Raw genomic sequence first — 13,875 nt, 5'->3', positions numbered from 1 at the left:
TATGGTTCTCATCCGTCAAAGCCCCACAGCCCGGGCAAAGAGTTGGGTAAATAGTTTCAAGCAAATCATGCCTGATGCTGTGAATCAAAAAAGAGAAGAAACTCATATTTCCACCTCCTCTTTCAGGAGAGGAAGGAAAAGGCTATAACGATTCGTCATTTCTCCCCTGCTGACCGCCCTGTAGATGGCGTCTTCGGTAGTAATCAGAATTGTTTTTTTCTTTGCCCTTGTCACCCCGGTATAGAGAAGATTCCGACGAAGCATAATATCCTGGGTAGGAAGGAGAATCAATATGATTGTATCATACTCACTGCCCTGGCATTTATGGACAGTAGACGCATAAGCCAGCTGCACATTATTTCTTTCCTCTCCTTCATAGATGACTTCTTTACTGTCAAAATGGACAAAAAGCTTATTCTTATCCACAGCCCATACTTCGCCTGTGTCCCCGTTATAAATCCCCTTATCATAATCATTTCTTTTCTGCATGACTTTGTCACCGGGAAGGAAATGAGACGGTCCTTCCGGCACTGAGCATTGATGAATTCTTTCCTGTAAAGCATGATTGAGATGGTCGACACCACAGAGTCCCCTATACATGGGAGAAAGGACCTGCATGGTCATTTTGACTCCATCATCGCCATAGTGATATCTGTCACAAAGTTCCATGACATCATCAAAAGCTTCTTCTTCAGAGTTGACATAGTAAATGGAAAATTCGCCTTTTTCATCCGGAACGCAGGACTCGCCATCCCGAATCAGACCTGCGTTCCGTATGATCCCGCTTCCCTCCTGTTGACGGAAAATATGGATAAGGCGCACAACAGGCACTTTTCCCCATTGAATCAATGCCTTCAGGGGAGCGCCCGGGCCTACGGGAGGCAGTTGATCCACATCCCCCACAAGAATCAGTCGTGCCCCCCGTTTTAAGGCGCATAAAAGATGATAGAAAAGGGAAATATCCATCATGGAAGCTTCATCTACGATAACAAGGTCTTCATTCAGCGGTTCCGATTCATTTTTCCCAAACCAGGTGCCTCCGGATTCGCGCATTTCTGCCTCCAGTGCTTTATGAATCGTATCTGCTTCCATTCCGCTTGAAAGGGAAAGTCTCTTGGCAGCACGACCGGTGGGAGCCATGAGCCGTACGCTGAGTTCATGCTGACCTGCTGCCGCAATAATGGCTCTGACAATGGTTGTTTTCCCTGTGCCAGGACCTCCCGTAATGACAAGAAGGCCCGACTCCATGGCTTTCTCAACTGCAAGACGCTGTTCTTCCGCCATTTCAAGCCGGTTTTCCCGTTCAAACTTTTCTATGGCAAGTTTTGCAGAACCGAGTTTCTCCCCTTTCAGAAGATTCCTAACCCGTATACTGCACTCCGTTTCCGCCTCATAGAGGAAAGGCAGGTACAGATAAATTTCGTCCTTGTACCGGGCCGCCGGTATCATCCCGCTTTCAATGGACTCATCCCCGCCGGCAGCAGCAATTTCTTCCGGTATGTTCAGAATGCGGGCCGTATTCCTGTAAAGAGACGCACTGGGAACGCAGGCGTGCCCCTGGCCAAGGGCAATAGAAAGCATATAATTGATTCCACACATGATGCGGTCAGAATCGTTGGGAGAAATTCCTTTTTCCAGCGCAATCCTGTCCACATCACGGAACCCCAGCCCTGGCACTTCTCCTATCATGCGATAGGGATCATGGATAAAAACCTCTTCATACTGATCACCATAAAGTTTCTGGATATCCCCGGCAAATCGTTCTGAAATTCCCATGGATTGTAGAAACATAATCAGTTCCTGCTGCTGGGCGATCTGCTCATAAGATTCCTTGATACGTTCCAATGTTTTCTTACCGATTCCGGGGACCTGGATCAGATCTTCTATGCGCTGCTCAAAAACTTCCATGGTGGACTTTCCAAAAAAATCGACGATTCTGTCCGCCATGGCGGGACCAATGCCATCAATCATGCCGGATGCCAGAAAGCGGCGCATTTCATCCATTTCTTTCGGTTTAATATTTTCCAGGGAATTCCCTTTAAACTGCATGCCAAAACGGGGATGCCGCTGCCAGCATCCTCGTATCAGAATACACTGACCTGCATAGGGCGCACTCCCCCTGTAGGAAACAGTCACTATTTTGCCGCTTTTTTCGTCATCCAGGAGAAAAACACAGAACCTGCCGTCATCGCTGGAAAATATGATTTTTCTGACGGTGCCGCGCAGTTCTTCTGTCATTTTTTCTTCCCCCGAATAAATTCTTTCTGAACCTTTTTGCTTATATCCATGAGCATCTGGTACCAGTTAACAAAATCCGGTTTAAGCGAAATATTTTCAATCATGCCGGAAAGTTCTTCAATATTCTTCTCTTCCCGTTTTGCATCGAAAATTGGAATTTCGGATTTCAGTTTACACTGAGCAACACTTTTTGACAGGGCAATCCTCTTTTCAAAAAGGACAACCATATCTTTATCAATTTTCCTGATTGAATCCCGCAGGACATCCAGTTCCCTGTCTTCCATAGTCTATCTCCCGTTCCAGCCTTACGGCTCTTTTCCCGTGAAAGGGTTAATGGTTTTATTAAAGGTTGTTATCGTGAAGGTGTTTCAGGATTTCCAGGACTTTATCTTTGCAGTCTGCCAGAGGTACCTCAATCACTTTACCGGTCCTGCGCAGACGGATTTCCACATTGCCGGACTGCTGCCATTTCTTACCGATGGTTACACGCACGGGATAACCAATCAGGTCGGCATCCTTAAACTTGATACCTGCCCGTTCATTACGGTCATCAAGAACGATTTCATCCTGGCTGTCTTCCATATCTTTATACAGTTTTCTGGCAGCCTCCATAACTTCTTCCGATTTATTGTTGGCCGGAACAATAACCACTTCGTAAGGAGCAATGGCTGCAGGCCAAATAATGCCATCATCATCATGGTTCTGTTCGATGGAGGCAGCTACAGTTCTGGTAACTCCGATCCCATAGCATCCCATGACAAGGGGATGAGATTTGCCATTATTGTCCAGATAAGTGGCTCCCAGCTTTTCACTGTACTTGGTCCCCAGTTTGAATACCTGACCTACTTCAATTCCCTTGGTTAATACGATTTCACCGCCGCATTCAGGGCATACGTCATGAGCATCAATCTGACGGATGGTATCCACACGGACATCTCCGAAATCACGGGCCGGATTGACATGAATATAATGTTTGTCCTTATCATTGGCTCCGCAGCAGGCATCCTGCATTTCCATGACAGTAGTATCACAGATGATATCAAAATCTTTTGTCCTTTTGAGTCCAATCGGGCTGATATAGCCGGCGGTAAGGCCTGCACGATCAAGGTCTTCGTCAGAAGCCATACCTACATTGATAGCGCCATAAATATTCTGCAACCGGACTTCATTGACTTCATGATCGCCTCTTACCATAGCAAGAACCACGGTATCATCCAGTTTGTAAACAACAGCCTTTACGGACTGCTTGACCGGTGCGTGGAGGTAATTGCATACCATATCAATTGTATGCTGTCCTGGGGTTTCTACGATTTCCTTTTCTTTATCGTTTTTGATATCAGAATGTAGAGTATTTGGTTCTACAGCTTCAATATTGGCAGCAAAATCACAGTGTTTGCAGTAAACGATATCAGCTTCCCCGGAATCGGCAAGAACTTCGAATTCATGGGATGCATTGCCGCCAATAGCACCGGAGTCCGCAATCACTGGACGGAATTTGAGTCCGCATCTTGTAAAAATACGGGTGTATGCATCATACATCAGCTTGTACTGTTTATCGAGACCTTCCTGATCCGCATCAAAAGTATAGCCATCTTTCATAATGAATTCACGGCTGCGCATAAGGCCGAAACGAGGGCGTTTTTCATCTCTGTACTTGTTCTGAATCTGATAGACCGATACTGGGAGCTGTTTGTAGGAAGATGTATCCATCTGAATAAGAGTGGTAACCAATTCTTCATGAGTTGGTCCCAGGCAGTAATCTCTGCCATGCCGGTCTTTCAGTTTAAACATTTCTTCACCGTAAACATCCCATCGACCTGTTTTCTGCCAGATTTCTGCAGGCTGCACGATAGGCATGAGGATTTCCTGGGCACCGGTCTTATTGATTTCTTCACGAACAATCTTTTCTACTTTCTGAATAGCCCGAAAAGCCAAAGGCAGGTAAGCATAGGTACCATTTGCAATCTTTCTCATCATTCCGGCCTTGAGCATGTATTTATGGCTCATAACTACAGCGTCAGAAGGTAATTCTCTTAAAGTAGGACTATATAACCTGGATGCTAACATGTTTATTCTCCTTCATTTTCAAATGTTTCAATTTCTTCCATCAAAGCGTCAATCAGTTCTGTTTCCGGTACGCTGCGAATCACTTTACCCTTCCGGAAAAGGAGCCCGCTCCCTTTCCCTCCGGCTATGCCGAAATCAGCCTCTCTCGCCTCACCGGGACCATTAACTGCACAACCCATAACGGCTACACGAATCGGTTTTTTGAAATGTTCAATTTTCTTTTCCACTTCCTGAGCCATTTCAATCAGGTTCACCTGTGTACGACCGCAGGTAGGGCAGGAAACAAGGACCGGACCATATTGCTGCATGCCTGCAGCGCTCAATATTTCTCTGGCTGCTTTGACTTCTTTAACGGGATCATCCGTTAAAGATACTCTTATTGTATCACCAATTCCATCGAGGAGAAGTGCCCCGATTCCAATTGCTGATTTTATTGTTCCTCTATACAGGGTACCCGCTTCAGTAACTCCTAAATGGAGAGGATAATCTACCTTTTCATGAAGGAGCCGGTTAGCCTTCACCATCATTGGAACATCTGTTGACTTGACTGAAATAACGATATCGTGAAAATCTTCTTCTTCAAGAATTTTCACATGGTTTAATGCTCCCTCCACCATTCCTTCTGCTGTGGGATGACCACCAAATCTTTCAAGAATTTCGGCAGGAAGAGAACCTGCATTTATCCCGATACGGATTGGGATATGTTTTTCCTTTGCCATATCCACCACTTTGACCACGTTTTCCCGCCGACCTATATTCCCGGGATTAATCCGAAGTGCATCAATTCCTGATTCCATGGCGGTCAGAGCCAGTCGATAATCGAAATGAATATCTGCAACAAGCGGAACGGTTACACGACTCCTGAGTTCCCCCAGTGCTTCTGCGGCTTTTCTGTCAGGAACGGCGACCCGGACTATATCCGCCCCCGCTTCCTTGAGAGCATTGATCTGGGCAGCCGCATATTCCGTATCTACAGGACTGAAGGTACTCATGGACTGAATAGCGATAGGGCTGCCCCCGCCAATTGTTACATGACCTACTTTAACCTTCCTTGTCATACTGATAAATCCACCTTATTTCAACAATCCATTAATATCATTACACATAGCAAAGATAAAAAGTCCTAAAAGAATGGTGACTCCCACTGCCTGTATATAGTAGAGCGCTTTTTCCGGAAGTTTTCTCCCCGATATTCCCTCAATCAGAGTCATGACAAGGACTCCTCCATCAAGAAGGGGAATAGGAAGAAGATTCAGAAAGCCAAGATTCAGGCTGAGAAGGGCAATAAACAGAAATAATGGCAGGATCCCCGTATCGGCAACCTCAGTAGCCATGCGGGCCACACCGATTGGTCCAGCTACATCTGCCTCATGGCCGGAAATCATGTTGATCAGTCCGCCGCCCATCATACGAATAAGGAAAACGCAGCGATTAAAGCTTAGAGACAATGCTTTGAAAAATCCGGCTTCCTGATGCTCCATATACGGCGTAATTCCAATAATACGCCTTCCTTCTTCATTTTCTTTCAGGGACAGATGCAGGTTTCTTCTTTCTTCTCCGCTTTGAAGAGCCATGGATATTTCCCCATTTCCAGAAAGTCTGGTTTCCTCTCCGATATCGGTCCATGTGGAGATGTCTTTTTCATTGATGGAAATAATCCTGTCTCCCGGTCGGATTCCGCTTTCCGCAGCCGCTGAATTTTCCAGAACCGTTCCCACTACCGGTATATCGGGGAAGGAATAGTACCCTTCATAAAGAAAGACTCCGGCATAAATAAAATATGCCAAAAGGACATTGAACACAGAACCAGCAGAAATGACAAGCAGACGTGCCCACACCGGACGTTTCGAAAAAGCTTTGGGATCTTCTGTCGCCTCAGAATCCATGCCGGCGATACGATTAAAACCGCCAAGGGGAATGATTCGTAACGAATAGAGAGTTTCACCTATTTTTCGAGAAACAATCCTGGGACCAAACCCCACAGCAAACTCAATGACCCTCATTCCCGTTGCCTTGGCCAGGAGGAAATGACCACCTTCATGGACAAGGACAATCACGGCAAAGACAAATACAGGAGCAAGTATATTCACAATCATAAAGAAACCCTCCGGATTTCCTGATTGGCTAATCCTCTTGCCTTGTGATCTGCCCGCAGAACATCTTCATAATTTCTGATGGGACTCACAGCCCACTTGTTTAATGTATTTTCTACCACATCAAAGATGGAAAGGAAAGAAATCTTTCCCGAAATGAATGCACGGATTGCTTCTTCATTGGAAGCATTAAAAGCAGTGGCCGCATCTCCCCCGCTCTTTCCGGCTTCATAAGCAAGCTTCAGGGAACGGAATGTATCATAATCGGGAATTTCAAGGGCAATAGACGCAATCTGCCGCCAGTCTACAAATTTCCCGGATGGTGAAGGGAGCCTGTCCGGATAGGTCAGGGCAAACTGAATGGGAAGACGCATATCGGGATTTCCCAGCTGGGCAATGATAGAGCCATCATTAAATTCCACCATGGAATGAATCAGACTCTGCGGCTGAACAAGTACTTCAATATCATCATAATCCGTACCGAAAAGCCAGTGGGCTTCAATGACCTCAAGCCCTTTGTTAAACATGGTTGCTGAGTCCAGAGTCACTTTCATGCCCATATTCCAGGTCGGATGCTTCAAGGCATCCCCAAGGGTGACATGAGCCAGTTCCTCTCTTGTTTTACCGCGAAACGGACCACCGGAAGCAGTGAGAAGAATCTTATGAATACCTTTATGATCCTGCCCGAGAAGGCTCTGGAAAATAGCGCTGTGTTCACTGTCCACCGGCCGTATAAGCAGATGTTTCCGTCGTGCCGCCTCTATGACAAGAGATCCTCCGGCTACGAGAGTTTCTTTGTTAGCAAGAGCCAGTTCCTTACCGGCATCAATGGCTTCGAGAGTAGGACGAAGTCCTGCAATTCCTACTACTGCAACCAGGACTAGATCTACATCATCCCGGCGGCAGACTTCTGTAAGCCCCTCATCGCCAATGATAACTTCAGCATTCCCTTTATAGGCTTCCCTGAAAGAAGCCCCGGCTTTCGGATTACTGATGACTATGGCATAGGGATGAAATTCTCTTGCCTGCTGCAGCAGGCGCTCCACATTCGTATTAGCGGCAAGAACAGAAACATGAAACAAGTCCGGATGAATCCTTACTACATCCAAAGTTTGCGTACCGATAGAACCGGTACTTCCTAAAACTGCCAGTTCTTTCATTCAAACTCCTTTGAAATCAATGAAATATAGCTAAAAGTGCTGTCAGGGAAGGAGCCACGAAGAGAAGGCTGTCAAAGCGGTCCATCATTCCCCCGTGCCCCGGAAGGATATTTCCCGAATCCTTGATATCACAGGCCCGTTTTACATAAGACTCAAAAAGATCCCCCATGGGAGCCATGACAGAAGAAACAATAGACAGAATAAATCCCTGAAGAAGATTGAACTGGAACCCTGCAGATAATGCCAAACCAAGAATCACGCAGCCAAGGGCACCTCCGGCAAGGCCTTCCATGGTTTTGTTCGGGCTGATATGAGGAGCCATCTTATGACGGCCGAACCGTTTCCCAGCCAGATAGGCAAAAGAATCGCTGGCCCAGGTACAAACCAGCGCAAAAAGGATCAGAAAAATTCCGGGGTCTATATTGACTGCTCCTGCAGGAAGAAGTTCATGACACCCTCTAAGATAAGCCAGAGTCCCAAAGCCAAGGCCAAAATAGATCATTCCAAATGCAGAATAAATGATATTGGTCATATTCTCTTTCTTTATGAAAAGAATCAGGAACAGCATGAAACAGAAACACAAAAGCAGGGCAGCCATTAAAATCTTCAGAGAATAAAAACCGGCCGCACCAATCATAATGGCCATGGCAAGGCCTGCAGGAATAGTATAAATATGTATGGAAATATTTTTCAGCATCCTGTCATATTCAGCCAGTGCAATCAGGGAAACAATAAGTACAGCTCCCGTCAGGAACCAGCTTCCAAGCCAGACAAGGGCAAGTACAGCGATGATGCCGACGATCGCCGTAATGACGCGTACTTTCATGATTCCTCCTCATTGAGACCGCCAAACCTTCGATCTCTGGTGGTATACCAGGTTACAGCCTTACGAAGTTCAGCTTCTGTAAAATCGGGCCATAAGACAGGTGTAAAATAAAGCTCACTGTAGGAGGCCTGCCATAAAAGGAAATTGGATATCCGTGACTCTCCGCCTGTGCGGATAAGGAGATCTACATCACTTGAAGCAGACGGATAGAGAAAAGAGCCAAAGGATTCTTCCGTGATTTCAGAAATATCCATTTCCCCCTTTTTCACGCTTTCCGCCATGAGGCCTGCGGCCCGCACGATTTCTCTACGGCCACCGTAATTGATCGCCACATTAAGTACCATGCCGTCATTGGCGGCAGTTTCCCGCTCACATGCATCGATTTCTTTCTGAAGGCTTTCCGTCAGGGCTGAAACATCTCCAATGATGTGAACCTGCACATTATCGACAACAAGCTCCCGGAGCTGGCTGATCAGATAGTTTTTAAAAAGTCTCATGAGGAAACGGACTTCCAGGGCCGGCCTTTTCCAATTTTCCGTTGAAAAGGCATACAGGGTCAATACTTTGATTCCCATATGGCCCGCGGCACGAACAATAGTTTTCACATTGGCCGCCCCGGCCTGATGACCAAAAGTCCTTTCTCTCCCCCGCTTCTCTGCCCAGCGGCCATTCCCATCAAGAATGATGGCCACATGTTCAGGAAAAGCTTTTTTATCCGACATGGCTTTACTCCTTATTAAATCAAACCAGGCATCCCATTCCGCCGGCCGAGATCCTCAGTACCATTTCAATCAGGTTGACAATGAGTTAAAGAAATCGTACCCTTCGATACGATTTCTTTAACTTTCTCTTCAATTGACCACTCCGGAAAACCTTTAAATCTTCCGAAACTCAATTAAACGGACATGATTTCCTTGATTTTATGTTCAGTTACAGCTTCAACTTCCTTGATTTTCTTGTCGGTCAGTTTCTGAACCTTATCTTCCATTTCCTTGATGACATCTTTGGAAACATCGCTTTTCTTCGCTTCCTTCTTGAGGAATACATTTCCGTCCCGGCGAATGTTTCTGACTGCCACTTTGGCTTCTTCCGATTTCTTATTGACAATCTTCACCAGTTCCTTGCGTCTGTCTTCAGTCAGCTGGGGAATGGCCATTCGGATCAGGTTGCCGTCATTCATCGGTACCAGGCCAAGATCAGATTGGAGAATAGCCTTTTCAATGTCTTTCAGAAGTGATTTATCCCATGGCTGAACGACAAGCATTCTTGCTTCGGGAACGGTCACTGATGCCACCTGGGTAACCGGTGTACGAGTACCGTAATAATCAACAAATACGCGGTCCAGAAGGCTTGCGCTGGCCTGCCCGGTCCTGATGGAAGTAAATTCATTTTTTAATGCAATAATGGATTTATCCATTTTTTCGGAAAGCCGCTTCATTTCATCTTCGTACATAATTATTTCCTTTCAATAAGAGTACCAAGGGTTTCCCCTTTGCATGCCTTGATGATATTTCCCGGTACATCAATATTAAATACTACAATGGGGATATTGTTATTCATGCAGAGTGTGATAGCCGTGTTGTCCATAACAGCCAGCTGTTTCTGGAGGACTTCGTTGTAAGTGAGATGGGTAAACATCTTTGCTTCCGGATGGAACTTAGGGTCCGCATCATAGACACCGTCAGTCTGTTTCTTTGCCATAAGCATGACATCCGCTTCTATTTCAGCGCTTCTAAGTGCTGCTGTGGTATCCGTAGTAAAGTAAGGATTTCCGGTACCTGCGCCAAAAATAACAACTCTGCCTTTTTCAAGATGACGGATTGCACGGCGGCGGATATAGGGTTCAGCAATCTGCCGCATTTCAATAGCTGTCTGAACACGTGTGGAAACTCCCAGTTTTTCCAATGCGTCCTGAAGGGCCACGGAGTTGATGACGGTTGCCAGCATTCCCATATAGTCGGCAGAAGCACGATCCATTCCGCCCTGGCTTCCTTTCAGGCCCCGCCAGATATTGCCGCCGCCCACGACAACGGCGATTTCCACGCCGGACTCGGCAGCTTCCCTGATCTCGCTTGCCAGACGATAAACGACCTCCGGATCAATGCCGAAGCCTTTATCATTAGCCAGAGCTTCGCCGGATAATTTCAGCATGACTCTTTTATAATGTTTTGTTTCAACTGCCATTTTACACCCCCGTGAGTAAAATAAAACTACCTCTATATATTATATAGTATTTTACTCCATTTACAAAATCCCATTTACAAAATAAGAGAACACTAAAAAGTGTCCTCTTACAAATTTGCGATTATTGATTCAGCTGTTTTGCAACTTCTGCTGCCAGATCGTCCTGTTTCTTTTCAATGCCTTCACCAAGCTGGAAACGAGCAAAGCGGACAGCTTCTGCTTTCTTGGATTTAAGAAGTTTGGAAATAGTCAGGTCGCCATCTTTAATAAATTCCTGATCCACGAGGCAGACTTCTTTATAGAATTTATTGATTCTGCCCATGACCATCTTTTCGATAATCTTTTCCGGTTTTCCTTCATTTCTTGCTTCAACTGCAAGGACTTCTTTTTCGTGATCCACTTCAGCCTGCGGAACCTGGGTACGATCAAGATAAGAAGGATTAGCTGCTGCAATCTGCATAGCGATATCCTTGCCCAGTTCAGCATCTCCGCCCTTCAGTTCGACAAGAACACCAATCTTGCCACCGCCATGGATGTAGCTGTAAACCTGGCCTTCCTGGCTTTCATAACGTACGAAACGACGGATAGAAATATTTTCACCGATCTTTGCTACTGCTTCGGTAACGGTATCCTTTACGGTTTTGCCGTTCATTTCTGTAGCAAGAAGAGCTTCCACATCGGCAGGATTGGTATCAAGAATCTGCTGTGCAATAGATGATGCGAGAGCTCTGAAAGCATCGTTTCCGCCAACAAAGTCGGTTTCGCAGTTGACTTCGACAATGGTGCCGGTCTTTCCATCAGCAGAAATTGCAGAAACTACTGCACCTTCAGCAGCTACGCGGCTTGCTTTTTTAGCGGCTTTGGAAAGTCCCTTTTCACGAAGAATGTCAACGGCCTTTTCCATATCGCCTTCAGCTTCAACGAGTGCCTTTTTGCAGTCCATCATGCCGGCACCGGTCTTGGTCCGCAGATCTTTTACCATACTAGCTGTAATTTTCATCTTATGACCTCCATCATAAAACTCAAGGTGTTTGTCAATTTTTAAAAAAGGCTGTGGCCCGGTTTTAAACCATCAACCACAGCCCAATTATGGATTATTCTTTTTCAGCTTCCGGAGCTTCTTCCACATCTTCAGCCGGAGTTTCAGCTTCTTCAGCAGCAGCGGTTTCAGCTTCCTGCTGGCCCTGACGGCCTTCGAGAACTGCGTCAGCCATCTTGCTAGTCAGCAGTCTTACTGCGCGAATTGCATCGTCATTTGCAGGAATCGGGAAATCGATGACATCCGGATCGCAGTTGGTATCAACTGTTGCAACAACCGGGATGTGAAGCTTGTGAGCTTCGGATACGGCGATTTCTTCTTTCTTGGAATCGATGATAAAGATTGCGCCTGGAAGTTTTTTCATATCTTTGATACCGCCAAGGTTCTTTTCCAGTTTTTCCAGTTCCCGTTTCATAAGGATAACTTCCTTCTTCGGATACTGGTCGGTGGTTCCTTCTTCAAACATTTTTTCCAGTTCTTTCAGACGGTTAATACGGGTCTGAATGGTACGGAAGTTGGTGAGCATGCCGCCCAGCCAGCGTTCGTTTACATAGAACTGATTGCAGCGGGCCGCTTCTTCTTTTACAGAATTCTGAGCCTGTTTCTTGGTACCTACGAAAAGGACCGGTTCACCTTTGGCAGCAACTTCACGAATGAAAGCGTAAGCTTCTTCTACCTTCTTAACGGTTTTCTGCAGATCAATGATGTAGATTCCGTTACGTTCGGTGAAAATGAAGCGAGCCATTTTCGGGTTCCAGCGGCGGGTCTGATGCCCAAAATGAACGCCTGCTTCTAACAACTGTTTCATGGATACAACTGACATAATAAAGCCTCCTGTTAATAACCTCTGCCTGCTTCACCTTCCGCATACACCAATCCGGCACAGATGCAGAATCCACAGACATGTGTACTCAAGCTTTTTTATTTTATCAAAAAGAAATTATTCTTGCAAGTATAAAGTCAAAATTTTTTCAATTCCCCTGTTTTTAACAATTTTACCTCAAAATTGAACTTTGAAAACTTTTGTCCGCTTAGTACCATGGAGGCAAAGACTGATAATCAAAGTCCTTTGTGATATGATATATCCATATATACATATTTAAAAGAAAGAAGGTTTTCCCATGACCGCTTCTCCGGAATCCTCCCACAGCTTTTCACATCCAAAGCCGAAAAAGCTGCATATTGAATTTCTAAGAGCCCTGTGTATATGGCTGGTAATGTTCACTCATACATCCACAGCAGGCTTTTCTCTGTATATAGCAAGGCCGCAGTCGTTTTTTTATCCTCTTTATCTGGCTGTGCCATTCTGGGTCAAAACAGCAGTACCTATTTTCTTTATGATTTCTGGAGCGTTGCTTCTGGGTCGGGAAGAATCTATTGCCCGAATATGGAAAAAACGGATATGGAGATTTCTGCAGGTCATCTTTATTTTTTCCGTGATCAATTATATATGGTTTTATCACAACCTTCCTCTCTCTATTCCGGGTCATATGGCTAAATTTATTACCATGATTTATACTTCTGATCTGGCAACAGCCTATTACTTTTTATATATCTATATTTCTTTCCTGCTTATGCTGCCCATCTGGCGGAAACTGGTCAGCGCTATGACAGAGCAGCTTTATCTTTATCTCATCTGCCTCAATATTTTCTTCGTAGGCTTTATACCGGTGACATCCTTCCTGATTTTTAAAGGGACCGGGGAAATGAATTATTTCCTGAATCCTCTTCTTGCCGTAAGTGAACCAACTTTTTATTTCCTTATGGGATACTGGATTGAAAATATACTGCCCCAAAGCTGGCTCACCGGAAAAAATATTTTCCGTCTTGGTCTCTCTGCTCTTTTTGGAACTTTAATTGCCGGCGGAATGACCTGGTATCACGGTGTAATTGCCGGAGGTATGACTGAAGCGATTTCAGAACGGTTCTATGACAGTTTTCTTTTCCTAAATACAACCTTCGTTTACTGCGCCTGCCGCTGGTGGTTCCACGAGCACCAAGTGTCTGTAAGAATGTCGAAAATCTGTATTTTCCTTGGAAGTATGTCCTTCGGTGTCATGCTGTTTGAAGAAATCACAAGAAATCTGACTCATGTCATTTATGCACGCCTGCTTCTCAAATACTTGTACCGGATTCCCTTTATAGATGCGATCATCTGGATCATCATGGCCTATGCCCTGGGCCTACTCATTACATGGCTTCTCAAAAAGATTCCTTATTTCAATAAGCTCATTTGAAAACAAATCATAGTAAAAGGCTTTGGAATTA

13 protein-coding genes are annotated in these 13,875 nt (G+C 45.3%); 1 reads left to right on the top strand and 12 read right to left on the bottom strand.

Annotation, left to right across the window (positions count from 1 at the left end; genetic code table 11):
• Positions 1-102: 102 nt before the first annotated feature.
• The 12 genes from QZN42_RS01125 to rpsB form a co-directional block, all read right to left on the bottom strand.
• Entirely contained in the window at positions 103-2,238 is a 2,136-nt protein-coding gene (locus tag QZN42_RS01125) for an ATP-dependent RecD-like DNA helicase (RefSeq protein WP_296953839.1), read from the bottom strand.
• On the bottom strand, positions 2,235-2,522 hold the full coding sequence (locus QZN42_RS01120; RefSeq protein ID WP_296953837.1) for a chorismate mutase: 288 nt from the start codon (positions 2,520-2,522) through the stop codon (positions 2,235-2,237). The genes QZN42_RS01125 and QZN42_RS01120 overlap by 4 nt, the downstream gene beginning before the upstream one ends.
• Before the next feature lie 58 nt (positions 2,523-2,580).
• Positions 2,581-4,305 (bottom strand): proline--tRNA ligase, encoded by a 1,725-nt coding sequence (locus QZN42_RS01115; protein WP_296953835.1) that lies wholly within the window; start codon positions 4,303-4,305, stop codon positions 2,581-2,583.
• A 2-nt stretch (positions 4,306-4,307) separates the two neighbouring features.
• Positions 4,308-5,363 carry a flavodoxin-dependent (E)-4-hydroxy-3-methylbut-2-enyl-diphosphate synthase gene (gene ispG / locus QZN42_RS01110; RefSeq protein WP_296953833.1) on the bottom strand — a complete coding sequence of 352 codons (1,056 nt, stop codon included), beginning with the start codon at positions 5,361-5,363 and terminating at the stop codon, positions 4,308-4,310.
• 15 nt (positions 5,364-5,378) lie between these two features.
• Positions 5,379-6,401, bottom strand: a complete 1,023-nt coding sequence (gene rseP, locus QZN42_RS01105) for an RIP metalloprotease RseP (RefSeq protein ID WP_296953831.1) — start codon at positions 6,399-6,401, stop codon at positions 5,379-5,381.
• The gene (locus QZN42_RS01100) at positions 6,398-7,558 is read right to left on the bottom strand and encodes a 1-deoxy-D-xylulose-5-phosphate reductoisomerase (protein WP_296953829.1); all 1,161 of its coding nucleotides are present in this window, start codon (positions 7,556-7,558) and stop codon (positions 6,398-6,400) included. The genes rseP and QZN42_RS01100 overlap by 4 nt, the downstream gene beginning before the upstream one ends.
• Positions 7,559-7,574: 16 nt before the next feature.
• Entirely contained in the window at positions 7,575-8,384 is an 810-nt protein-coding gene (locus QZN42_RS01095) for a phosphatidate cytidylyltransferase (RefSeq protein ID WP_296953827.1), read from the bottom strand.
• Positions 8,381-9,106: an isoprenyl transferase gene (locus tag QZN42_RS01090; protein WP_296953825.1), complete on the bottom strand. Its 726-nt coding sequence runs from the start codon at positions 9,104-9,106 to the stop codon at positions 8,381-8,383. The genes QZN42_RS01095 and QZN42_RS01090 overlap by 4 nt, the downstream gene beginning before the upstream one ends.
• A 173-nt stretch (positions 9,107-9,279) precedes the next feature.
• A complete protein-coding gene (gene frr, locus QZN42_RS01085) occupies positions 9,280-9,837 on the bottom strand; it encodes a ribosome recycling factor (protein ID WP_296953823.1) in 558 nt (185 codons plus the stop codon).
• 2 nt (positions 9,838-9,839) lie between these two features.
• On the bottom strand, positions 9,840-10,568 hold the full coding sequence (pyrH, locus tag QZN42_RS01080) for a UMP kinase (protein WP_296953821.1): 729 nt from the start codon (positions 10,566-10,568) through the stop codon (positions 9,840-9,842).
• A gap of 121 nt (positions 10,569-10,689) precedes the next feature.
• The gene (gene tsf / locus QZN42_RS01075; RefSeq protein WP_296953819.1) at positions 10,690-11,568 is read right to left on the bottom strand and encodes a translation elongation factor Ts; all 879 of its coding nucleotides are present in this window, start codon (positions 11,566-11,568) and stop codon (positions 10,690-10,692) included.
• Between the two features lie 94 nt (positions 11,569-11,662).
• Positions 11,663-12,430 (bottom strand): 30S ribosomal protein S2, encoded by a 768-nt coding sequence (rpsB, locus tag QZN42_RS01070; protein ID WP_296953817.1) that lies wholly within the window; start codon positions 12,428-12,430, stop codon positions 11,663-11,665.
• Positions 12,431-12,728: 298 nt separating this feature from the next.
• Between rpsB and QZN42_RS01065 the strand changes: the two genes are divergently transcribed.
• Positions 12,729-13,844, top strand: coding sequence for an acyltransferase (locus tag QZN42_RS01065; RefSeq protein WP_296953815.1), 1,116 nt, complete (start codon positions 12,729-12,731; stop codon positions 13,842-13,844).
• Positions 13,845-13,875: the final 31 nt, after the last annotated feature.

The organism is uncultured Dialister sp., assembly GCA_900314595.1.
Lineage (GTDB): Bacteria > Bacillota > Negativicutes > Veillonellales > Dialisteraceae > Dialister.
This window is presented reverse-complemented; position numbering and strand designations above follow the sequence as displayed.